Consider the following 21,539-nt stretch of genomic DNA (forward strand, 5'->3'; position numbering starts at 1 on the left):
TACCTACAGATCAGCGCCCGATTTTTGGGCGATCAGCACGCGGGTGAGCAGCGGGCGCCGGGTTTTGGGCTCGCGGACAGCGGTAAATCCCGCTTCGCGCAACATGGCGCGAAGCTCCTCGACGCGACGGGGCCGTCCCGAACCCATGGCAAGCAGGTAGAAGCCGAAATACGCGTCGCCGACGGGTTCGGCGCCCGGGGTGCCGGCCATGGGCTCCGCAAGGATCAGCACCCCTCCGGGCGCCAGAGCGGCATGCGCCGCCGCGAGCAGAGCCTGGGCAGGGGCGTCGTCGTGATCGTGGACGATCCGGACCAGCGAGATCGCATCCGCTCCGATGGGCAATCCGCCGTGAAAATCGCCGCCGCAACACGTTATCCGCTCGCCGAGACCGAGGCGCGCGAGGCGCCTCTGAGCGCGGTCGGCCACGGCGGGAAGGTCGAAGAGCGTCAGCCTTTTCGTGGCGTGCCGGCGGGCACATGCCTGGAGGAACGCGCCCTCGCCGCCGCCGACATCCATCAGGTGTTCGACCCGCGACAGGTCGCAGACGTCGAGCACGTCCTCGGCGATCATGGCTTGGGAGGCGCCCATGAGGCCGCTGTAGGGCGCGACGCTCTGTGCATCGCCCGCGCCGCCGTGGGCGTAGGGCCAGTAGCCGGAGAGCCGGGTCGGCGGCGCCTGTCCGCGCAGCAGCGCGACCGGATCCGCGAGATCGGCGTAGAGGAGCGCGTGGTGCTCGATCATGGCGGCGACGCCCGGATTTCCGACGAGCGCGGCGCCGAGATCCGCGAGCGCGAACCGGTCATCCGACACCGCGCGCACCAGCCCGAGTGATTCGGCGCCGCGCAGCAGGCGGCGCGCAGCGTCCGGTGACAGGTCGAGGCGGAGGGCCAGCGCCGCGACCGAGAGCGGCCCTTCGGTGAGGATCCCGAACAGATCGAGCCGGATGCAGGCCGTGAGCACCTGCGCGTAGACGAAGCCGGCGCAGAGATCGAACAGGGCCCGGGTGTTCCGCCGGGCAATCCGACGGGTCAGAGGAAATCCCGCCGCCCACCGCTGGAAGCGAGGGCTCGCCACGAGACGGTTGCGCCACGCCAGACACCGGTCTCCGAGGGTAGTCGGGGGCCGCGCCAAGGCCTGAGCGCCGGGGAGCGGGCCGGCGCTCAGGCCACCACCGCCCGCAGGCTCGCCGGCAAGAAAAGCCGCGCCTGCGCCTCGATCTCGGCGGTGAGTGCGGCCGCGCCGGGACAGGCCGGAATCGCCGCCACGGCGTCACGGGTCAGCCGCGACAGGCGATCAAGCGCCCCGCCGGTGCCGAGGAGCGCCGCGGCGTTCGGTCGGCCGAGGGTGGCGTCGCGACCGGCCGGCTTGCCGATCTCCTCCTGGCGGCAGGCGACGTCGCGCAGGTCGTCGGCAACCTGATAGGCCTCGCCGAGGCATTCGCCGAGCCTGCGCCACGGCTCCGGCTCGGCTCCGGCGGCTGCGGCACCCGCCACCGTCGCGGCCGCGAACAGGGCGCCGGTCTTCGCCTGCTGATAGTCGCTGAGGCTGACATGCGCCTCCGACTCCCAGGCCTGCCCCGCCGCGATGCCGGATGGCGAGCCTGCCGCGCGTCCGAGCAGGCCCACGAGCCGTACGAGCCGCCCCGGGTGAGAGCCGGCGGAGCGGGCCACGGTCTCGAAGGCCAGCACGATGAGGGCGTCGCCCGTCAGCACCGCGATGGGTTCGCCGAAGGCGACGTGGATCGAGGGCTTCTGCCGACGCATCGGCGCGTCGTCGAAGCAGGGAAGGTCGTCGTGGACCAGGGAGGCGCAGTGAAGGAGCTCGATTGCCGCTGCGGCCGCCTCGGAGCCGCCTGGATCATCGTCGCCGCAGGCTCGGGCCACCGAGAGGCAGAGGCGTGGGCGGATGCGGTGCCCGCCGGGAAAAACCGCATAGCGGAGGGCTTCCGCGAGGAGCGGCGGCGCACCCGGGGCCTCCGCGTGCGCCACGGCGCGATCCAGGGCGATCTCGATTCGCCGACCCGATTCCATCGCGTTGCCTCCCGTGTTGTATGCGGTTGTCAGCAACAGGTGTCATTTCTTATTGACACTTGCGGCGTCGCAGATCAATCCCGATGAGGGCCGGAAGCGAGGCGACCGTGGCGCAGGAGCGCGTCATCGTAATTGGAGCGGGGATCGGCGGTCTCGCCGCCGCGCTGCGGCTCGCCCATGCCGGGCTCGACATCCTCGTGCTCGAGCGCGGTCCGGCGCCCGGAGGCAAGATGCGCGCGGTTCCGATCGGGACGCGCGCCGTCGAGGCGGGACCGACCGTGCTGACGATGCGCTGGGTTTTCGAGGCCCTGTTCCACGAATGCGGCGCGGACCTTGTCGACAAGATCGCGCTGACGAGGGCCGATCTTCTCGCGCGGCATGCCTGGAGCCGCGACGAGCGACTGGATCTCTTCGCGGACATCGAGGCTTCGGCCGCCGCGATCGCGGCCTTCGCAGGCCCGCGCGAGGCCGAAGGATACCGGCGGTTCTGCGCCCGCTCGGCCGAGGTCTACCGGACGCTGGAGGGCCCGTTCATTCGGGAGGGCCGGACCAGTCCGGCGGGCCTCGCCCAGCGGGTCGGGTTCTCCGGGCTCGGCGACCTCTGGCGGATTCAGCCCTTTGCCACCCTGTGGTCCGCGCTCGGCACGTTCTTCCGCGATCCCCGGTTGCAGCAGCTGTTCGGCCGCTACGCCACCTATTGCGGCGCCTCGCCGTTCACCGCTCCGGCGACCCTGATGCTGGTCGCCCATGTCGAGCAAGCCGGCATCTGGACCGTGGACGGCGGCCTGAGCGCCCTGGCCCGGGCCGTGGCGGATCTCGCCGTGGAGCGGGGCGCCGCATTCCGGTACGGCGCCCATGTCGACCGGATCGTCGTGGAACGGGGCCGGGTCGCGGGCGTGGTCCTGGCCGACGGTGAGCGGATCCCGGCCGACCGGATCGTCTGCAACGCCGACTGCGCGGCCTTGGGCGCCGGGCTTCTCGGAGCCGATGCCGTATCCGCCGGCGAGCGCCTCGCACCGGCCGAGCGCTCGCTCTCGGCCGTGACGCTGTGCGCGACCTCAATCCCGTCGGGCTTCCCCCTCGCCCACCACTCCGTGTTCTTCTCGCGAGACTACCGCGCCGAGTTCGACGCGATCCTGCGCGCGCGCCGGATGCCCGACGACCCGACGGTCTACATCTGCGCTCAGGACCGGACCGATGCCGGGCCGCCGCCGCCCGGGCCCGAACGCCTGCTGATGCTCGTCAACGCCCCGGCGGATGGCCGGGACCGCCCGCTCACGCCCGTGGAGATCCGGACATGCGAGACGAATCTGTTGCGCCGGCTCGAAGCCTGCGGGCTGACGCTGGAAACGACATCCGGTCCGGTCACGACGACGCCGCGGGAGTTCGAGACGCTGTTCCCGGGGACGGGAGGCGCCCTCTACGGGCGGGCGGCCCAGGGCTGGGCGGCGACGTTCAAGCGGGCCGGCGCGCGGACGGGCGTTCCGGGCCTCTACTTGGCGGGGGGTCGATCCATCCCGGCCCGGGCGTTCCGATGGCGGCGCAGTCGGGCCGGCTGGCGGCCACCGCGATCCTGGACGACCTCTCTTCGACGGCGCGGTCGCGCGGGGCGGCTACGCGTGGTGGTATGTCGATGCGGTGAGCGACGACGGCCGGCAGGGCCTGACGATCATCGCGTTCATCGGCAGCGTGTTCTCACCCTACTACGCCTGGAGCGCCGAGAAGGACCCTTTCGCGCATTGCGCGATGAACGTGGTCCTGTACGGCGACCGGAGCCGCTTCGCCATGACCGAGCGCCGCGCCGCCAGCCTCGATCGCGGCCCGGATCACATCGCGATCGGGCCGAGCGCGATGACCTGGGACGGCACGGCGCTGACGGTCCGGATCGACGAGCGCGGCGCGCCGCTGCCCCACAGGCTGCGCGGCTCAATTCGGCTGGAGCCGCGTGGCTTCACGGAAGGACCGTTCCACCTCGACCGGGCTGGCCGCCACCGCTGGTGGCCGATGGCACCGTCGTCCCGCGTCGAAGTCGCCTTCGAGCAGCCGGACCTTCGCTGGTGCGGGAGCGGCTACTTCGACACCAATGACGGCGACGAGCCCCTGGAGGCGGCCTTCTCGCGGTGGACGTGGTGCCGGGCCGAGCTGCCGGACGGCGCCGCCATCCTGTATGACGTCCACCACCGTCAGGGCGGCGGTCAGAACCTGTCGCTGCGCTTCGCCACCGACGGCAGCCGCCGCGAGATCCGCCCGCCCGCACCCGCGGCCCTGCCGGCCACCAAGCTCTGGCGGATGGCGCGGGAGACCCGCAGCGACGACGGTCGCTCGCGAGTGCTCACGACCTTCGAGGACACACCGTTCTACGCGCGCTCGCTGCTGGCCTTGACGCTCGGCGGCGAGCCGGTGCGGGCGATGCACGAGAGCCTGTCGCTGGACCGGTTCCGCAACCCGCTGGTCCGGCTGATGCTGCCGTTCCGGATGCCACGGCCGCTGCCGCGTTAGGCAAACGCGCTCCGAACAGGACTTTCGCTTCCTGCCGCTGTGCTCCGGCAGTCCCGGCGACGCCGCCGGCCGCGCTCGGGCAGATTGCTCAATGCTCTTCCCTGTATCGAAACGGTTCGTTCGCTCAACCCCGTCATTCCGGGTCCGCGCAGCGGAGCCCGGAATCCAGACCCACCGACGCGCCAGAGCTTTGCACGGACAGCGGTTCTGGATTGCCCGCCTCCGGCGTGCCCCTCCGGGTCCGGGCTCGCCTTCGGCACCCCGGAAAGACGGCGTGTCTCACCGCTTGTCGAAAATCCTCGCCGGTGAGTGAGCCGCATTTCGTCACGCGTGTGACCGTCGGCGCGCCAGCCAGCGACCGCGCTGTTTGCCGTGCGGCCCGGCTTGTGCGAGAGGGCGGCGGCTGCGATCCTTGCGCCGTCAAACGGGGCGGTCTCCTTGATGCGAGTGGACGAGGCGTCTCCCGCCCCACGCGTCCTGATCTACAGCCACGACACCTTCGGGCTCGGCCATCTGCGGCGCTCGCGGGCGATCGCCAACGCGATCGTCGCGCGCAACCGGGGGGCGCGAGCGACGATCGTGTCGGGCTCGCCGGTGATCGACCGTTTCGGATTCGCGCCGGGTGTGCGCACGGTCCGGCTGCCGCCGGTGACGAAGTTCCGCGACGGCGGTTACGCGAGCCTCGACGCCGACATCCCCCTCGCTCGGACGGTCGCCCAGCGATCTTCGATCATCGTGCGGGCCTGCGAAGACTTCAGGCCCAACCTCGTCATCGTCGACAAGGAGCCCGCGGGCTTCCACGGCGAATTGATGCCGGTGCTCGAAGCGGCCGCGAGCCGCGGGATTCTGCTCGTCCTCGGCCTCCGCGACGTGCTCGGCGATGCCGACCGCCTCGTTCCCGAGTGGGAGCGCAAGGGTGCGGCCGAGACGATGGCGCGCTTCTACGACGAGATCTGGGTCTACGGCCTCAGCCGCATCCACGAGCCGCTGGCGGCTTTGCCGATGGAGGCCGAGATGGCCGCGCGGATCGGCGAGCGCCTGATCTACACCGGCTATCTCCGCCGGGCGCTGCCCGAGCCGCGTGCCGACCGGGAGGAGCCGGCCATCGCGTCCGGCCCGTTCATCCTCGTGACACCGGGGGGTGGCGGCGACGGCGCGGCGCTCATCGACTGGGTGATCGGCGCCTACGAGATCGATCCCGGGATTCCCCTCCCCGCCCTCATCGCATTCGGGCCGTTCCTCGATGCGGAGACCCGCGAGCGCTTCGGTGCGCGCATCCGCAGGCTCGCCGGGCGGATCTCCGCGATCACCTTCGACAGCGAGATCGAATTTCTGATGCGCAAGGCGTCCGGCGTCGTGGCGATGGGCGGCTACAACACCTTCTGCGAAATCCTGTCCTTCGACCGGCGCGCCATCCTCGTCCCGCGCACCGAACCGCGGCGGGAACAGGCGATCCGCGCGCAGGCGGCTGAGCGGCTGGGGCTTGTCCGGGTTCTGATGGAAGCCGACGGCCGGGCGCCGGAGCGCATGGCTGCGGCCTTGCGCGCCCTTCCGGATCAGTCCGAGCCGTCGCGGGTCTTGGTTCCGGGCCTGCTCGACGGTCTCGACGCGGTCGCCCGCAGGGTTCGTGCCCTGGCGGGCGCCGCTCTGGAGTCCTCCTGCGTGCGGGCGTTCTCGTGAAGCCCGCGCGGGTCGCCGTGGTGCTCAAGGGTTACCCGCGGCTGTCCGAAACCTTCATCGCGCAGGAACTGCTCGCCCTCGAACGGCGCGGCCTGCCCCTGGAGATCTGGTCGCTGCGCCGCCCGACCGATCGGGCGCGGCACCCGATGCACACGCAGATCCAGGCGCCGGTCGCCTACCTTCCCGAATATCTTCGCGACGCACCGCTGCGCGTGCTCGCCGGCTTGGTCGCCGCGCTCCGGCGACCGCGCTTCCCGGCGCTTCTCACGCTGTTCGCCCGCGACTTCCGGCGCGACCCGACCGCCTCGCGGATCCGGCGGCTCGGGCAGGCCCTGGTCCTCGCGCGGGAATTGCCCGCCGACGTGGCGCATCTCCACGTGCATTTCCTTCACACGCCTGCCAGCGTCGCCCGCTATGCCGCGCTTCTGACCGGCCGCGGCTGGAGCTTCTCCGCCCACGCCAAGGACATCTGGACGACCCCGGACTGGGACTTGCGCGAGAAGCTCACCGACGCCGTCTGGGGCGTGACCTGCACCCGCGACGGGCTCGCACGCCTCGATCACCTGGCGCCGGGCCGGACGCTGCTCGCCTACCACGGCCTCGACCTCAGCCGTTTCCCTGCCCCGCCCGCAACGCGGGCACCCCGTGACGGTTCGGATCCCGCGGCGCCGCTCCGGCTCCTCTGCGTCGGCCGGCTCGTCGCCAAGAAGGGGCATGACGACCTGATCGACGCCGTCGCCGCCCTGCCCGCGAGCCTGCACTGGCGCCTCGACCTGATCGGCAACGGCGAGACGCGGCGCGCCCTGGAGGCGCAGGTCGAGGCGCGCGGCCTGTCGGCACGGGTGTCGTTCCGCGGGTCGCTGGCGCAGCCCGACGTGATCGCCGCCATGCGCGAGGCGGACCTGTTCGTGCTGCCGACCAAGCCCGCGCCCGGCGGCGACCGGGACGGGCTGCCGAACGTGCTCATGGAGGCCGCGAGCCAAGCCCTTCCGATCCTCGCGACGGGCTTCGCGGGCACGCCGGAATTCCTCACCGACGGGGTGCACGGCGTGCTGGTCCCGCCCGGCGAGCCCGCAGCCCTGGCAGCGGCCCTCGAACGCCTGGCGGGCGAGCCGGCCCTGCGCCGGCGCTTCGGTGAGGCCGCGCGGGCACGGCTCGTGCAGGACTTCTCGGAGGAAGCCGCGATCGACCTGATCGCGGGCCGGCTTCGTGCCTCCGCGGGGCTCGGAGCCGCCGCCTCGGCGAGCGAACAGGAGTTGTCCGCGTGCGCGTCCTGATCGCAGTGACGCATCTCCTCGGCGCCGGCCATCTCACCCGCGCCGCCGCCCTCGCCCGCGCCTTCGTCGAGGCCGGGCACGACGCGATGCTGGTGTCCGGCGGCTTTCCGGCCCCGATGGTGCGGCTCGACGGCGTGCGCCTCGTACAATTGCCGCCGCTGCGCGTCGCCGGGACGGCTTTCGCGACGCCGCTCGGCCCGGATGGCGAGCCGGCGGATGCGGCGCTGCTGAATTCCCGCCGTGCCCTGATGATCGAGACCCTGGCGTCATTTCGGCCGGACACGGTCATCACCGAGTTGTTCCCGTTCGGCCGACGGGCGCTCGCCGCCGAGTTTCTCGCCCTGGTGGAAGCCGCCCGCGCTCTGAGGCCGCGCCCGCTCGTCCTTGCCTCCGTGCGGGACATCTTGGTCGCCTCGTCCAAGCCGGAGCGGATCGCCGAGGCGCATGACCGCGTGGCGGCGCTTTACGATGCCGTCCTGGTCCACGGCGATCCAGCGCTGGTGCCGCTCGACGCGTCCTGGCCGCTCGACGGCCGGACACGCGCGATGATCCGCTACACCGGGTACGTCGGCGAGGGCAGCCGCCCGGCCCCGGCCGCCGCGCGCGCGGGCGTGCTGGTGGCCGCGGGGTCGGGTCCGGCCGGGCTGCTCCTGCTGCGCGCGGCCGCCGAATCCGCCCGGCGGCGGCCCGACCTCGGCTGGCAGATCCTGGCCGGGCACGGTGTCCCCGAGTCAGATCTACGCGCGATCGGACACGCACTGCCGGAGGGCGTGCTCGGCCGCGCCCGGCCCGATTACCGCAGCCTGCTGGCGGCGGCGGCACTCTCGGTGAGTCAGTGCGGCTACAACACCGCCACGGATCTGCTCGCCACCGGGACGCCGGCTGTGCTGGTCCCGTTCGAGGCCGGGGACGAGACCGAGCAGCGGCTGCGCGCCGAGCGCCTGGCCGCCCACGGCCTCGCCGAGGTCCTGCCGGAGGCGGATCTCACCGCGGACACGCTGCTCCGCGCGGTCGAGGCTCGGAGCGTCGCGCCGGCGCCAGACGCCCATGGCTTCGATCTCGGAGGCGCCCGTCGATCGGTCGAGATCACGGCGGCGCTGCTCGCGAACCTCCAGCGCATGTCGCGGGGGCCCGCGGCGGGCACCGGATCGGATCCGTTGGACCGCGCCTTGAACGAGGCCGCGTCGCGCGGCCGGCAGGTCCAGTTCTTCTGGCGCGACGACGACGCGGTCACCGCGACGCCAGCCCTCGACCGGCTGCTCGCGCTCGCTGCGGCCCACGCCGCGCCGCTCCTGCTCGCCGCCATACCGGCCGGGATCGAGCCCGCCCTCGGCCGCCGGCTCGCCGCGGCTCAGAACGTGAGCGTCGCGGTTCACGGCCTCGCGCATCGCAATCACGCGCCCAGCGGTGAGAAACCCGCAGAGTTCGGCGCGCACCGGCCGCACGCCGAGCTCCTGGCCGATGCCGCGTACGGCCTTCGCCTCGCGCGGGAGCGCGTGCCCGGTCCGGTCCTGCTGCCGGTTTTCGTACCGCCTTGGAACCGGCTCGCACCGACGCTGGCGGCCGCCCTGCCGGATCTCGGCTATCGCGGCCTCTCCGCGGTGCCCGAAGCGCCCGTCCCGGGCCTCCGCCGCATCGACGCGACGCTGGACCCAATCGACTGGCGTGGGTCCCGCTCGTTGCGGGATCCAGAGGCGTTGCTGCGCGATCTGGCCGCCGACATCGCCCGCGAACCCAGCCGGCCGGTCGGCCTGCTGACCCACCATCTCGCTCATGACCCGGCCATCTGGGACTTCGTGGAGGCGCTGCTGGCACGTCTCTTCAAGCATCCCGCAATCCGCGCGCTCGATCCGCGCGAGCTTTTCGACGATGCCGCAATGGACACCAACGGTCCGTCGCCGCATTCTTCAGTCCCACAGATCGCGAGGACTGGTTGAGCCCGCTGCTGTCCATCCGCGACCTTGCCGTCGCCTTTCGAACCGAATCCGAACCGTTCGAGGCCCTGCACGGCCTATCCCTCGATGTCATGCGCGGGCGCACCCTGGCGCTCGTCGGCGAGTCCGGATCGGGAAAATCCGTGACCGCGCAGGCGATTCTGCGGATCCTGCCGCCTTCCGCGTCCATCACCCGTGGCCAGATCCTGTTCCGCGACGGTACCGCGGAGGCTGACATCGCCCGGCTCCCCGCCGAGGGTCCGGCGATGCGGGCGATCCGCGGGCAGCGCATCGCGATGATCTTCCAGGAGCCGATGACCTGCCTGTCGCCGCTGCACACGATCGGCGACCAGATCGGCGAGGCTTTGCGCATCCATACCGGAGTCGACCGGCGGGAGGCCGACGCGCGAACCCAGGAGGCACTGGCCCGGGTCGGCTTCCCGGATCCGCGCCGGGCCCTGAAGACCTATCCGTTCGAGCTGTCCGGCGGCCTGCGCCAGCGCGCCATGATCGCCATGGCGCTAATTCTGAAGCCGGCCCTCCTGGTCGCCGACGAGCCGACCACGGCGCTCGACGTCACCACCCAGGCCCAGATCCTCGCCCTGCTCGCCCGTCTCCAGGAGGAGACCGGGATGGCGATCCTGCTCATCACCCACGATCTCGGCGTCGTCGCCAACATCGCCCACGATGTGGCGGTCCTGTATCGCGGCCGCCTGGTGGAGGCCGGCCCGCGCGACACGGTCATGCGCGCGCCGGGCCACGCGTATCTGCGCGCGCTGCTCCACGCGGTTCCCCGGTTCGACATGGCGCCGGGCGAGCGGCTCACGCCGATCCGTCCGGCCCGGGCCGAGATCCCGCCGGTCCAGGCGCGACCGCCGCTCGCAGGTCCGCTCCTGCAGGTCGAGGGCGTCAGCAAGACCTTCACGCTGCGTGCCGGCCGCCTGTGGCAGAAGCCCCGCCTCGTCCACGCGGTCTCCGACGTCTCGCTGAGCCTCGCGGCGGGCCAGACCCTCGGGCTCGTGGGCGAATCCGGCTCCGGCAAGACCACGGTCTCCAAGATGATCATGCGGGCGCTCCAGCCGGATTCGGGGCGCATCCTGTTCGGCGACGGCACCGGCCCACGGGACGTCCACACCCTGAGCGGCGACGCTCTGTTCGCCTACCGGCGCACGGTGCAGTTCGTCTTCCAAGACCCCTACGCCTCGCTCGACCCGCGCATGACGGTCCGCCAGATCCTGTCCGAGCCAATGGAGATCCACGGCGTCCCCGCCGCCGATCGGCGGGAGCGCTGCCGGGCGCTGATGGCGATGGTCGGCCTCGACGTAGCCGGCCTCGGCCGCTACCCGCACGCCTTTTCGGGCGGCCAGCGCCAGCGCATCGGCATCGCGCGGGCGCTGGCCGCGAAGCCGCGGCTGCTCGTCCTCGGCGAGCCCGTCTCCGCCCTCGACGTCTCGGTGCAGGCGCAGATCCTGAATCTGCTCAAGGACCTTCAGGCAGCACTGGGCCTGTCCTACCTCATCGTCTCCCACAACCTGGCAGTGATCGACTACATGGCGGACACGATCAGCGTGATGTGCCGCGGCCGGATCGTCGAGGAGGCCCCTCGCGCCGCCCTGTTCCGCCGCCCGGTCCATCCCTACACGCGGGCGCTGTTGGCGGCGGTGCCCGATCCGAGCCTCGACCACCCGCTCGATTTTGCCGCGATCACGGGCGAGCAGAACGATCCCTCGCGCTGGGCCGAGCCCTACCGGCTTGGGGCCGAGGAGGCCGGCACCATGCAGGCGATCGAGGCCGGCCACCGCGTCCGCTTCGGTACGGCCCGCGCGGCGGAGGCGGCGTGATGCAGCCGCGGCCGCCCGTCTATCTGGAGCGCCTGCGCCGCAAGGTGCTGTCGCCCCTGTTCGACCGCCTGGGCTACGATCTCGTTCCGGCCGCGCCGGACTGGAGCCACCGCCCGACCTCGCCGCGCGAGGTGACGACGCTGCTGGAATCCGCGGCGGCGATCCTGGAGCGCGACCTCGCGGCCGCCGGGATCCCCGCGGACGGCGACGTTCTGGAGCAGGTGCAGACGTTCTGGGACCTGATCCCGTCCGCCCCGGTCCGCCAGCGCCGTGGCGGCAGCGGCTTCAACGGCGCCCTCCAGCTCTACGTCGCGATGCGGGCGCTGAAGCCGGATTTCGTCATCGAATCCGGCGTCTTCCGCGGGCTCACCACCTGGGTGATCCGGCAGGCCTGCCCGCGCGCCAGGATCTTCTGCCACGACCCGGATCTCTCGGGCCTCCAGTACCGCGACCCGCAGGCCCGCTACAGCACCGCCGACTGGTCCACTGCCGACTGGTCCATGCTCGATCCGGCCGCCACCGTGGCGTTCTTCGGCGACCATGTCGCTCAGGGGCGGCGGGTGGTCGAGGCGCAGGCGCGCGGACTGACGCGCCTCCTGTTCGACGACGACGCCGCCGGGCACCGGATCCACGCCCATGGCGGCCCGGCGCATCCGACGATCGCGATGATCACCGGACCCGAGCGCAGCCCGGAGCCGATCCGCTGGACCCGGAACGGCCGCGCGTTCGAGCAGCCGGCCGACGACGCGCTTGTCCGGCAGGCGGCCGGGCTGATCGTGCGGTCCCACGCCTTCGGCGACCTGCACCGCGCCACCGGCTACTCGCCGGCGCGGCTCACCTCGGTAACGCTGCGGGGTGGCCCGTGAGCCGTCCTGGCGCGCGCAGAGGTGCCCCGCCTCGCGGACGGAGCGCCGGCGGCGTGTCCCGCCGCGCCCTCCTGTCCGGCCTCGGCGCCTCGGTTCTGTGGCCCCGCGCGGGCTGGTCTGATGCGGAGGCACCCGCCCCTCCGACCTCCCCGCTGATTGTCGATCTCACCGCCCATGGGCGGCAGCTCGGCACCGCCGGCGGGACGATCCGGACGCTGATCGCCAAGGCGCGGGACGTCCGCTACCTGTCGGTCTACGGCTACACGCGGCTCGTCGGCTACGATGCCGACCTCAACCTCCGGCCGGACCTGCTGGAGCGGGTCGATGTCGAGGGCGGACGCTTCACCTTCATCCTCCGTAAGGGCCACCGCTGGTCGGACGGGCACCCGTTCACCACGGAGGATTTCCGCTACTATTGGGAGGACGTCGCCAACGAGAAGGCGCTGAGCCCGGAAGGACCGCCGGCCTTCTTCCTGGTCGACGGCAAGCCGCCGCAGGTCGAGTTCCTCGATCCGGTCACCGTCCGCTACAGCTGGGACCGGCCGAATCCGGCCTTCCTCCCAGCGCTCGCCGCGCCGCGCGACCCGCTGATCTACCGCCCGTCCCATTACCTGAAGCCGTACCATACCCGCTACGTCGGCAAGGACGCGGCCGAGGCGAAGGCCAAGGCGCAGAAGCTGCGCAGCTGGGCGGCGCTGCATAACCGCCTCGACGACAATTACGAGCTGAACAACCCGGACTGTCCGACCCTCCAGGGATGGGTGCCGCGCACCCGGTCGCCGGCGACCCGGTTCCGCTTCGAGCGGAACCGCAGCTACCACCGGGTCGACACGGCCGGCACGCAATTGCCCTATGTCGACACCCTCGTGATGGATGTAGCTTCGCAAGGACTGCTGGTCGCCAAGACCAATGCCGGCGAGGCCGACCTGATGTTCCGCGGCCTGGCGATGCCCGACATCCCGAGCCTGAAGGAGGGCGAGAAGGCGCACCAGTACCGGACCAACCTGTGGCCCGTGGCCCGCGGATCGGAGATCGCGCTCTACCCGAACCTCACCACAGCAGACCCGGTCTGGCGCGCCCTCAATCGCGACGTCCGCTACCGCCACGCCCTGTCGCTCGCCATCGACCGGCGGACGCTGAACAACACGCTGCTGTTCGGCATCGGCACGGAGGGGAACGATACGATCGTGCCGGAGAGCCCTTTGTTCTCGCCGGAGCTGCGGACCCTGAACGCCGGCTACGATCCCGCGCAGGCCTCGGCGCTGCTCGATGCAATCGGACTGACCGGCCGCGACGGCTCCGGCACGCGCCTGATGCCGGACGGCCGCGCCCTCGAGCTCGTCGTGGAGAGCGACGGCGAGGCCGAGATGGTGCTCGACGCGCTGCTGCTGATCACGGAGTTCTGGCGCGAGGTCGGCATCCGCCTGATCACCAAGCCCCAGGAGCGCACGAACCTGCGCAGGCGCTCCATCGCCGGCATGACGATCATGGTCGCCGCGCAGGGCCTCGACCTCGCGGTCCCGACCGCGATCATGCCGCCCACGGAGCTGAGCCCGGCCCAGCCGGAGCACTACGCCTGGCCGCTCTGGAGCCTGAACGTCGAGAGTCGTGGCAAGAGCGGGCAGCCCTGCGACGTCCCGGACGTGCAGCGGCTGATCCAACTCGACCGCGCGTGGCGCGAGACCGACGATTCCGGGAAGCAGGCCGACATCTGGCGCGAGATGCTGATGAACCACGCGCGCAACACCTGGGTGATCGGCACGGTGGCGGGCGCGCTTCAGCCGGTGGTCGGCGCCGACCGCCTGATCAACCTGCCGAAACGCGCCCTCTATTCCTGGGAGCCCACCGCGATGATCGGTGTTCAGCGCCTCGACGAGCTGTTCTGGGACAAGGGCGCCGACAAGCGCGCGGAGGTCCGGTGATCGTCCAGATCCTCCGCCGCCTGGTGACGATGGCGCTGACGCTCCTCGTCATCTCGGCGCTCGTCTTCGTCATTATCAAGCTGCCGCCGGGGGATTACCTCACCAACCGGATCATGGAGCTGCGCGCCACCGGGGACGCGGGCTCGGTGGCGAAGGCCGAATTGCTCATCAGCCAGTACGGCCTCGATCGGCCGGTCTGGCAGCAATACCTGATGTGGATCGGCGCCATGCCGGGACCGGCCGGGTTCTCCGGCCTGCTGCAGGGCGATTGGGGCTGGTCGTTCGAGTACGACAAGCCGGTGGCGGAGGTCGTCGGCGATGCGCTCTGGCTGACGCTGCTGATCAACATCACCGCGGTGATTTTCGTGCACGTCGTGGCGATCCCGGCCGCGATCTACTCGGCGACGCACCGGCACACGTTCGGCGACGCGGTCGTGACGCTCCTGGGCTATGTCGGCCTGGCCGTGCCGGGCTTCCTCCTCGCGCTGATCCTGCTGTTCTACACCAACCGATACTTCGGACTTTCGATCGGGGGCCTCTACGATTCGGCCCTCACCAACCAGCCCTGGACCTGGACCAAGGTCCGCTCGCTGCTCGCGCACCTGATCGTGCCGACGCTGGTGATCGGGCTGGGCGGCACCGCGGCGATGATCCGGCGCATGCGCGCCAACCTCCTCGGCGAGTTGGCGAAACCTTACACCGTCACCGCCCGCGCCAAGGGCCTTCCGCCGCTGCGGGCGCTGCTGAAATACCCGTTCCGGATGTCGCTGAACCCGTTCGTGGCCGATATCGGCAACCTGCTGCCGCACCTCGTCTCCGGATCCGTGCTGGTCTCCCTGGTGCTGAGCCTGCCGACCGTGGGGCCGCTGCTCCTCGACGCCCTGCGCAGCCAGGATCAATTCATGGCCGGGTTCATCCTGATGTTCGTCGCCGCGCTGACGCTGGTCGGCATGCTGATCTCGGACGTGACCCTGGTCTGGCTCGATCCCCGCATCCGCATGGGCTTACGATGACCGACGCGGCCCCCGCAGCCGGCCATTTCGTCGATCCCGCGCCGTTCGAGCCGGAGGCACGGGCCGAGAGTTCGATCGGCACCGCATCCGCGTGGCGGCTGATCCTGCGCAAGTTCCTGCGCCACCGCCTGGCGGTTGCGTCGGCGCTGATCCTGCTCGCTCTCTACGCCACAGTGCCGTTCGTGGAGGTGCTGGCGCCCTACGGCCAGGCGCGGCGCAATGGCGACTTCCTCTACGCGCCGCCACAGGGCGTGCACCTCTTTCACGAGGGGCGGTTCGTCGGCCCGTTCGTCTATCCGTATCGGGCCCATCTCGACCTCGACACGTTCCGTCGGGACTACGTCGTCGACACGCGGACGCCTCAGCCCCTGCGCTTCCTGTGCCGGGGGGACGGCTACGACTGGCTCGGCCTCGTACGCACCGATTTCCACCTCGTCTGTCCGCCCGAGACCGGAACCCTGTTCCTGCTCGGCACCGACAAGCTCGGCCGCGACCTGTTCTCGCGCCTGATCTACGGGGCCCGGATCTCCCTCACCATCGGCCTCGTCGGCGTCGCGATCTCGTTCGCCCTCGGCCTGCTGTTCGGCGGGATCGCGGGCTATTTCGGCGGCCTGGTCGATGCCGGTGTGCAGCGGCTGATCGAGGTGGTGCGGTCCCTGCCCGAGCTGCCGCTGTGGCTGGCTCTCTCGGCCGCACTGCCACCGAACTGGAGCCCGCTCCTCGTCTTCTTCGGCATCACGGTGATCCTCGGGCTGCTGGACTGGCCGGGCCTCGCCCGGGCGGTACGCGGCAAGCTGCTCGCGCTGCGCGAGGAGGATTTCGTGCAGGCGGCCGAGCTGATGGGCGCCTCGCCCACCCGCGTGATCGGCCGCCACCTGATCCCGAATTTCATGAGCCACCTGATCGCGTCGGCGACCCTGTCGATCCCGACCATGATCCTCGGCGAGACCGCCCTCTCCTTCCTGGGTCTCGGCCTCCGGCCGCCGGTGACGAGCTGGGGCGTCCTCCTCAACGAGTCGCAGAATCTGGCCGCAGTGCAGCTCTACCCGTGGCTGCTGCTGCCGGTTCTTCCGGTCCTCGTGACGGTGCTGGCCTTCAACTTCCTGGGAGACGGTCTGCGCGACGCCGCCGATCCGTATCACTGAGGCAGGCGGTCGACGGGCTGATTGGACCCGGCTTCGGTCGCAGCAACGCTGTCATTGCGAGCGAAGCGAAGCAAGACAGCGGCGCGACAATCACCGAACGCGCGCTGCCCTGGGTCGCTTCGCTGCGCTCGCGCTGACGCCGCCTCTGCCGCCTACCCCGCCAGGGGAAGCGGCGCGATCCGAGTCGGGGCGGCGACGCTCTTCCGCTCGAGCAGGCCCGGTGGCGGTACCGGCGCGTTGATGGTGCAGACCACGCCGCTCGGCTCGTAGGTCAAGGTCACCTCGCCGGCCAGTTCCCGGGCGAGACTGCGCTCGATCAGACGCGAGCCGAACCCGGTGCGGGTCGGCTTCTTCACGAGCGGCCCGCCGCTCTCCGCCCAACGCAAGAACAGGTGCGCCTCCGCCTCGCGGCGCACCGTCCAGGAGATCTCGACGCAGCCGCCCTCGGTCGAGAGCGCCCCATACTTCACGGCGTTGGTGCCGAGCTCATGCAGCGCCATGGCGATCGAGAGCGCGAGCCGCGGCGGCAGGCGCAGCGCCGGCCCGATCACGCGGAACCGGGATGCGTGGCCATCGCCCGCCTCCAGCGGCCGGATCGCGTCCGCCACCACCGCGGAAAGTTCGGCGCCCTCCCAGCTCTCGCGGGTCAGGACGTCATGCACGCGGGCGAGGGCCAGGAGACGCGCCTCGAACGCGGCCCGGGCGGCGTCGGCCTCGGCGCCTTCGAGACCGCGCAGGGACTGGGCCGCAATCGATTGGACGGTCGCCAGGGTGTTCTTCACCCGGTGATTCAGCTCGTGGATCAGGAGCAGCAGGTGTTCCTCGGCGTTCTTCGCGTCCGAGATGTCGATGTTGCAGCCCGTATAGCCGAGGAAGTTGTGGTCATCATCGAGGCGCGCGACGCCCTCGCATTGAAGCCAGCGCACAACCCCGTCCTTGTCGATGACACGGACCTCGATGCGGAACGGCTGGCGTTCCGCGAAGGCCTCGCCGAAGGCTGTCCGGAAAGTCTGAAGATCGTCCGGATGCACGATCCGATGCCAGCCGTCGTCTGCAAACTCCGCCGCGGGCAGGCCGAAGACGTGCTCGAAATGCAGGTTCGCGAAGCTGACCGCGCCGGTCTCATCGGTCATCCAGATCAGCGCCGGCGCCGAATCGGCCATGTGGCGGAACCGGGCCTCGCTCTCGCTGAGGGCGGTCAGGCCGCGCCGCGTGTCGGCGAGCGCGCGGTCGCGCTCCTCCTCCCGCGTCCGCAACCGCAGCGAGGCATCCGACAGCACCGCGCCGAGCCGCTGGATCTCGTGGACCGGCGAGGGCACGCGCGGAATGGCCTCGCCGCGGGCCAATGCCGGTCCGGAGGCGGCAAGCAGGCGGAGCGGGCGCGACACCCGCGACCAGAGATTGACCGCGAGCAGCGACGAGGTGGCGAGCACCAGCAGGCCGAAGCCCGCGAAAGCCCAGATCCAGCGCCTGACCCGCGCGTCGGCGAGGCTCTGCGGGATACTGGTGGCGACCATCCAGCCGGTCAGCCGCGAGCGCGCCTCGATCACGACCACGGGCTTGTGCTGGCGATCCTGGCCCTCCCACACGCCCGGCGTCGCCGTCTGGACCTGCCGCAGGCTGGCGAGCCGCTGACGACCGACCACGGCGTCGGGATCCGGCAGGCGCGCCAAGACGATGCCGGAGCGGTCGCTGATCCCCGTGGTCCAGCCCGGGACGACCTCGCGCGACAGGATGCCCTGAAGCCGCGCGAGCGGCACCGTGAAGCTCAGGATGTAGGCGACCTCCCCGTCCATCATCACGGGCACGCCGACCGCGTAGGACGCCTCTGCGGGGGTCGGGCCGGGCACGTAGCCGCTCACCATCGCCCGCTGGGTGCCCCGGGAGAGTTCCTGATCGAACGGCAGCGGAACCACTGGCAGCGGCGCGGTGCGCGGGACGCCGGTATTGACCACTTCCTGGCCGTTGGGGCGCCGGAGCAGCACATCCAGGTCGATCGACTCGCGCACGAGGCGGGCCTGCGCGTCGAAGGCGTCGAAGTCGCCCTGGCGGATCCGCGGTGAGGTCGCCAGCGTCTGCAGGACGGACACGAGCCCTGCCGTGTCGCGGTCGAGGGATAGCCCGATCCCGCGCACGTTCTCGCGGGCGTCCTGCTCGAACCGGGCCCGCTCCGCGGAGGCGTAGCGCATCAGAAGGATGCTGGTGAACAGCAGGCCCGGGCCGATCAGGGCGATTACCAGGGCGATCAGGTAGACCTGCGTCGAGAAGCCGTTGCCGGAGAAGCGGTGGAGCCGCCGCGACAGCCAGGATCGGCGCGCGGGGATCACCGCCGGAACGCCGCCGCCCTCGGACTGGTGATCCGGACTCAAGCGGGGCCCGCCCCCGGCCCGCGGTGCCCCGCGGGCTCCTCGCCGTTCCCTCGCCTCATGATCGGTCGATATGGCCGAGATCGCGCTCCGGGTCGAGGTGGTCCCGGACCCGTTGCTTCAGCGCCTTCACATCGGGGAAGCCGCCGTCGCGCACGCGCTCCCACAGCAGTGCGCCGCCGAGCTCGATGCGGAACGCGCCGCCTGCCGCGGGGATCAGGGCGACCTCGCCCAGATCGTCGCGGAAGGTCGAGAGCAGCTCCTGCGCCATCCAGGCCGAGCGCAGCAGCCAGTTGCATTGCGTGCAGTAGGTGATCGCGACGCGCGGCCGGTTCACCGGCGCCTGCATCTCGGTGGTCACGTCGCTGTCGGGCTCCGCGCCCGCTGGCTTCTCGTGCATGGCGGAACAGCGCATTGCGGGCCCCGCCTTGTCAACTGCACGGCATCAGGGCGGCCGCACTTCCGGTGCGGGCTCATACATCGCAGCGTCGGATTTCGGACGGCTGCACCGCTTCAGAGCGCAGGAACGTCGCGCGCCGTGCTTGACGTCCCGGGTCGCCGCGCCCTAGAAGGCCGGCCACCGGGTCGCCGCGCCTTCAAGCGCTGGCCACCATAGGGCGTCCGCTGACGGCGGTGCGCCGGTACGGACGGTTAGCACAGCGGTAGTGCGTTCCCTTCACACGGGAAAGGTCGCAGGTTCGATCCCTGCACCGTCCACCATCCCCCTCCCCCCGAAAATCTGACAATCGCGTCGGTTTGCCACCCGAAACGCGCGTGCTAAGGGCGCACGATCGGCGAACGCATAAGCTTGGACCCGGCCCGTTCCGGGTTGCGAGTCACGAGCAGGGGAAGGGGCGGAAACGACCATGAAGGATATCCTCGACAAGCTCGAAGAGCGGCGGGCACAGGCCCGGCTCGGCGGTGGCGAGAAGCGCGTCGAGGCCCAGCACAAGCGCGGCAAGCTGACGGCGCGGGAACGCATCGAACTCCTCCTCGACCACGGGTCGTTCGAGGAGTTCGACATGTTCGTGCAGCATCGCTCCACCGATTTCGGCATGGAGAAGCAGAAGATCCCCGGCGACGGCGTCGTCACCGGCTGGGGCACGATCAACGGCCGGACCGTCTTCCTGTTCTCGAAGGACTTCACGGTGTTCGGTGGCTCCCTCTCGGAGGCGCACGCCCAGAAGATCGTGAAGGTCCAGGACATGGCGCTGAAGATGCGCGCCCCGATCATCGGCATCTTCGATGCCGGCGGCGCGCGCATCCAGGAGGGCGTGGCGGCGCTCGGCGGCTATGGCGAGGTGTTCCGCCGCAACGTCATGGCCTCGGGCGTGATCCCGCAGATCTCGGTGATCATGGGCCCCTGCGCGGGCGGCGACGTCTACTCGCCCGCCATGACCGACTTCATCTTCATGGTCCGCGACACGAGCTATATGTTCGTCACCGGCCCCGACGTGGTGAAGACCGTGACCAACGAGGTCGTCACCGCCGAGGAACTCGGCGGCGCCAAGGTGCACACGACCAAGTCGTCCATCGCCGACGGCTCCTTCGAGAACGACGTCGAGGCGATCCTCCAGATCCGCCGCCTGCTCGACTTCCTCCCCGCCAACAACATCGACGGCGTTCCGGAACTCGAGAGCTTCGGCGATGTCGATCGCCTCGACGCGTCCCTCGACACGCTGATCCCCGACAACCCGAACAAGCCCTACGACATGGGCGAGGTGATCCGGCGGGTCGTGGACGAGGGCGACTTCTTCGAGATCCAGGCGGCTTACGCGCGCAACATCATCACCGGCTTCGGCCGGATCGAGGGCCGGACCGTCGGCTTCGTGGCCAACCAGCCCCTGGTTCTGGCCGGCGTGCTCGATTCGGATGCGTCGCGGAAGGCCGCCCGCTTCGTGCGCTACTGCGACGCGTTCGGCATCCCGATCGTCACCTTCGTGGACGTGCCGGGCTTCCTGCCGGGCACGGCGCAGGAATATGGCGGCCTGATCAAGCACGGCGCCAAGCTTCTCTTCGCCTATTCGCAGGCGACCGTGCCGCTGGTGACGATCATCACCCGCAAGGCCTTCGGCGGGGCCTACGACGTCATGGCGTCGAAGCATGTCGGCGCCGACGTGAACTACGCGTGGCCGACGGCGCAGATCGCCGTGATGGGCGCCAAGGGCGCGGTGGAGATCATCTTCCGCAGCGAGCTCGGCGACCCGGAGAAGATCGCGGCGCGCACGGGCGAGTACGAGGATCGGTTCCTGTCGCCGTTCGTGGCGGCCGAGCGCGGCTACATCGGCGAGGTGATCATGCCGCACTCGACCCGGCGCCGGATTGCCCGGGCGCTCGGCATGCTCCGGACCAAGGAGATGGAGCAGCCCTGGAAGAAGCACGACAACATCCCGCTCTGAGGCGGGATCGTGTGCCGGCGGCGCTCGCCGCCGGCCTCAGCTCCGGTTGCTGTTCTCGATCACGGCGCAGAGCGTCAGAGGGCCCTTCTCGGGCGAGACCATTGCCGAGCAGGTGACGCGAGCTCCGCCGAGATCGACGTTGCTATGCCGCAGCTTCGTAGCCGTGGCCTGGGCGCGGTGGGCGGCGTCCGTGATCACCGCGGCATCGATGCCCGTGACCGCATGCCCGGCCTGACCGAAGAGATCGTAATAGCTGTCCGGCGGGTTCGCGCCGCGGAATTGCGCGCCGACCGAGGACAGGTCCGCGCCGCCGCAGGCCAGCGTCAGGGTCATGTCAGGCCCGGCAGTGAAGCTCGCGTAGTCGCTGCGACGCTCCGCGGTTTTGGCGGAGGTCTCCGCCGTGACCTTGTCGGCGAGCGCGTCGCAGGATTGTGCGTGAACGGAAACGTGGCTGGTCGCCAGCACCACGAAAGCCAGACAGGGAACAATTGCGCGCATCCGGGCGAGGTAGCGCGGCGCGCCCAGGAAGACGAGCACCGCGGCGTTCGGGCGCGGAGGGTACCGTCC

Annotated in this window: 15 protein-coding genes, 1 tRNA gene and 1 pseudogene; 12 read left to right on the top strand and 5 right to left on the bottom strand. The window is 71.0% G+C overall.

Features of this window, described 5'->3' with window-relative positions:
- Nucleotides 1-3 precede the first annotated feature (3 nt).
- Complete coding sequence (locus M6G65_RS16635) at nt 4-1,131, bottom strand: methyltransferase (RefSeq protein ID WP_373323673.1); 1,128 nt, start codon at nt 1,129-1,131, stop codon at nt 4-6.
- Between the two features lie 29 nt (nt 1,132-1,160).
- Complete coding sequence (locus M6G65_RS16640; RefSeq protein ID WP_238195156.1) at nt 1,161-2,030, bottom strand: polyprenyl synthetase family protein; 870 nt, start codon at nt 2,028-2,030, stop codon at nt 1,161-1,163.
- An 83-nt stretch (nt 2,031-2,113) separates the two neighbouring features.
- Between M6G65_RS16640 and crtD the strand changes: the two are divergent.
- The 10 genes and pseudogenes from crtD (at nt 2,114) to M6G65_RS16690 (ending at nt 16,207) form a co-directional block, all read left to right on the top strand.
- Nucleotides 2,114-3,672, top strand: a pseudogene (gene crtD / locus M6G65_RS16645) (1-hydroxycarotenoid 3,4-desaturase CrtD).
- Nucleotides 3,669-4,529, top strand: a complete 861-nt coding sequence (locus M6G65_RS16650) for a carotenoid 1,2-hydratase (RefSeq protein ID WP_238195154.1) — start codon at nt 3,669-3,671, stop codon at nt 4,527-4,529. The pseudogene crtD and the gene M6G65_RS16650 overlap by 4 nt, the downstream one beginning before the upstream one ends.
- A gap of 441 nt (nt 4,530-4,970) precedes the next feature.
- Nucleotides 4,971-6,209 (top strand): glycosyltransferase family protein, encoded by a 1,239-nt coding sequence (locus M6G65_RS16655; RefSeq protein WP_250102569.1) that lies wholly within the window; start codon nt 4,971-4,973, stop codon nt 6,207-6,209.
- Nucleotides 6,206-7,486, top strand: coding sequence for a glycosyltransferase family 4 protein (locus M6G65_RS16660; RefSeq protein WP_238195152.1), 1,281 nt, complete (start codon nt 6,206-6,208; stop codon nt 7,484-7,486). Before M6G65_RS16655 ends, M6G65_RS16660 begins: the two co-directional genes overlap by 4 nt.
- On the top strand, nt 7,474-9,423 hold the full coding sequence (locus M6G65_RS16665; RefSeq protein ID WP_250102570.1) for a glycosyltransferase: 1,950 nt from the start codon (nt 7,474-7,476) through the stop codon (nt 9,421-9,423). The genes M6G65_RS16660 and M6G65_RS16665 overlap by 13 nt, the downstream gene beginning before the upstream one ends.
- A complete protein-coding gene (locus M6G65_RS16670) occupies nt 9,420-11,261 on the top strand; it encodes an ABC transporter ATP-binding protein (RefSeq protein ID WP_250102571.1) in 1,842 nt (613 codons plus the stop codon). The genes M6G65_RS16665 and M6G65_RS16670 overlap by 4 nt, the downstream gene beginning before the upstream one ends.
- Nucleotides 11,261-12,127: a hypothetical protein gene (locus M6G65_RS16675; protein WP_250104255.1), complete on the top strand. Its 867-nt coding sequence runs from the start codon at nt 11,261-11,263 to the stop codon at nt 12,125-12,127. Before M6G65_RS16670 ends, M6G65_RS16675 begins: the two co-directional genes overlap by 1 nt.
- Nucleotides 12,128-12,180: 53 nt before the next feature.
- Entirely contained in the window at nt 12,181-14,049 is a 1,869-nt protein-coding gene (locus M6G65_RS16680; protein ID WP_238195148.1) for an ABC transporter substrate-binding protein, read from the top strand.
- Nucleotides 14,046-15,062 carry an ABC transporter permease gene (locus M6G65_RS16685; protein WP_250102572.1) on the top strand — a complete coding sequence of 339 codons (1,017 nt, stop codon included), beginning with the start codon at nt 14,046-14,048 and terminating at the stop codon, nt 15,060-15,062. Before M6G65_RS16680 ends, M6G65_RS16685 begins: the two co-directional genes overlap by 4 nt.
- Nucleotides 15,059-16,207, top strand: a complete 1,149-nt coding sequence (locus M6G65_RS16690; RefSeq protein WP_238195147.1) for an ABC transporter permease — start codon at nt 15,059-15,061, stop codon at nt 16,205-16,207. Before M6G65_RS16685 ends, M6G65_RS16690 begins: the two co-directional genes overlap by 4 nt.
- Nucleotides 16,208-16,359: 152 nt before the next feature.
- On the opposite strand, the gene M6G65_RS16695 is transcribed toward M6G65_RS16690, so the two are convergent.
- Both M6G65_RS16695 and M6G65_RS16700 read right to left on the bottom strand, forming a co-directional pair.
- Nucleotides 16,360-18,576: a sensor histidine kinase gene (locus M6G65_RS16695; RefSeq protein WP_250102573.1), complete on the bottom strand. Its 2,217-nt coding sequence runs from the start codon at nt 18,574-18,576 to the stop codon at nt 16,360-16,362.
- Nucleotides 18,577-18,631: 55 nt separating this feature from the next.
- Nucleotides 18,632-18,922, bottom strand: a complete 291-nt coding sequence (locus tag M6G65_RS16700; protein ID WP_238195345.1) for an Rdx family protein — start codon at nt 18,920-18,922, stop codon at nt 18,632-18,634.
- A 296-nt stretch (nt 18,923-19,218) separates the two neighbouring features.
- Here M6G65_RS16700 and M6G65_RS16705 point away from each other — a divergent pair.
- Nucleotides 19,219-19,293, top strand: a tRNA-Val gene (locus M6G65_RS16705).
- 146 nt (nt 19,294-19,439) lie between these two features.
- Complete coding sequence (locus M6G65_RS16710) at nt 19,440-20,972, top strand: acyl-CoA carboxylase subunit beta (RefSeq protein ID WP_250102574.1); 1,533 nt, start codon at nt 19,440-19,442, stop codon at nt 20,970-20,972.
- Nucleotides 20,973-21,008: 36 nt separating this feature from the next.
- On the opposite strand, the gene M6G65_RS16715 is transcribed toward M6G65_RS16710, so the two are convergent.
- Nucleotides 21,009-21,509: an ABC transporter ATPase gene (locus M6G65_RS16715; protein ID WP_250102575.1), complete on the bottom strand. Its 501-nt coding sequence runs from the start codon at nt 21,507-21,509 to the stop codon at nt 21,009-21,011.
- Between the last annotated feature and the right edge of the window lie 30 nt (nt 21,510-21,539).

It is taken from the genome of Methylobacterium tardum (genome assembly GCF_023546765.1).
GTDB lineage: Bacteria > Pseudomonadota > Alphaproteobacteria > Rhizobiales > Beijerinckiaceae > Methylobacterium > Methylobacterium tardum.

Excerpts from the sequence above, each read along its gene's own strand:
- M6G65_RS16700 (WP_238195345.1), bottom strand. The coding sequence starts at position 18,922 with ATGCAGGCGCCGGTGAACCGGCCGCGCGTCGCGATCACCTACTGCACG.
- M6G65_RS16675 (WP_250104255.1), top strand. The coding sequence starts at position 11,261 with ATGCAGCCGCGGCCGCCCGTCTATCTGGAGCGCCTGCGCCGCAAGGTG.
- M6G65_RS16710 (WP_250102574.1), top strand. The coding sequence starts at position 19,440 with ATGAAGGATATCCTCGACAAGCTCGAAGAGCGGCGGGCACAGGCCCGG.
- M6G65_RS16640 (WP_238195156.1), bottom strand. The coding sequence starts at position 2,030 with ATGGAATCGGGTCGGCGAATCGAGATCGCCCTGGATCGCGCCGTGGCG.
- M6G65_RS16655 (WP_250102569.1), top strand. The coding sequence starts at position 4,971 with ATGCGAGTGGACGAGGCGTCTCCCGCCCCACGCGTCCTGATCTACAGC.
- M6G65_RS16690 (WP_238195147.1), top strand. The coding sequence starts at position 15,059 with ATGACCGACGCGGCCCCCGCAGCCGGCCATTTCGTCGATCCCGCGCCG.